Below are 672 nucleotides of genomic sequence, written 5' to 3'. Positions count from 1 at the left end.
AACTGGCAGACGCACAGGACTTAAAATCCTGCGATTGGTAACGATCGTACCGGTTCGATTCCGGTCCTCGGCATATAATGATGAGCACCCTTAGCTCAACTGGATAGAGTACCTGACTACGAATCAGGCGGTTAGAGGTTCGACTCCTCTAGGGTGCATTTTTTTATTTAACGCGGGAAGTAGCTCAGCTTGGTAGAGTACTTGGTTTGGGACCAAGGTGTCGCAGGTTCGAATCCTGTCTTCCCGATTCATGGCGGTGTAGCTCAGCTGGCTAGAGCGTCCGGTTCATACCCGGGAGGTCGGGGGTTCGATCCCCTTCGCCGCTATATTGATCTTGTTGGACCTTTAGCTCAGCTGGTTAGAGCTCTCGGCTCATAACCGAGTGGTCGTAGGTTCAAGTCCTACAAGGTCCATTGTAAATAATGGAGGATTACCCAAGTCCGGCTGAAGGGAACGGTCTTGAAAACCGTCAGGCGTGTAAAAGCGTGCGTGGGTTCGAATCCCACATCCTCCTTTTTATATTAACGCGGGATGGAGCAGCTCGGTAGCTCGTCGGGCTCATAACCCGAAGGTCGTAGGTTCAAATCCTGCTCCCGCAATTTGGCTCGGTAGCTCAGTTGGTAGAGCAATGGATTGAAGCTCCATGTGTCGGCGGTTCGATTCCGTCTCGCG

Annotated in this window: 6 tRNA genes; all 6 read left to right on the top strand. The window is 52.1% G+C overall.

Features of this window, described 5'->3' with window-relative positions:
* The first annotated feature begins 84 nt into the window (after positions 1-84).
* The 6 genes from D8863_RS10705 to D8863_RS10680 all read left to right on the top strand — a co-directional run bounded on the left by D8863_RS10705 (position 85) and on the right by D8863_RS10680 (position 599).
* Positions 85-158, top strand: a tRNA-Arg gene (locus D8863_RS10705).
* 15 nt (positions 159-173) lie between these two features.
* Positions 174-247: transfer RNA gene (locus tag D8863_RS10700), tRNA-Pro, on the top strand.
* A gap of 5 nt (positions 248-252) precedes the next feature.
* Positions 253-326, top strand: a tRNA-Met gene (locus tag D8863_RS10695).
* A 13-nt stretch (positions 327-339) separates the two neighbouring features.
* Positions 340-413 (top strand) — tRNA-Ile (locus tag D8863_RS10690).
* 11 nt (positions 414-424) lie between these two features.
* A tRNA-Ser gene (locus D8863_RS10685) sits at positions 425-514 on the top strand.
* 11 nt (positions 515-525) lie between these two features.
* Positions 526-599 (top strand) — tRNA-Met (locus D8863_RS10680).
* Positions 600-672: the final 73 nt, after the last annotated feature.

Source organism: Streptococcus oralis, from assembly GCF_003943825.1.
Classification (GTDB): Bacteria; Bacillota; Bacilli; order Lactobacillales; family Streptococcaceae; genus Streptococcus; species Streptococcus oralis_CD.
This window is presented reverse-complemented; position numbering and strand designations above follow the sequence as displayed.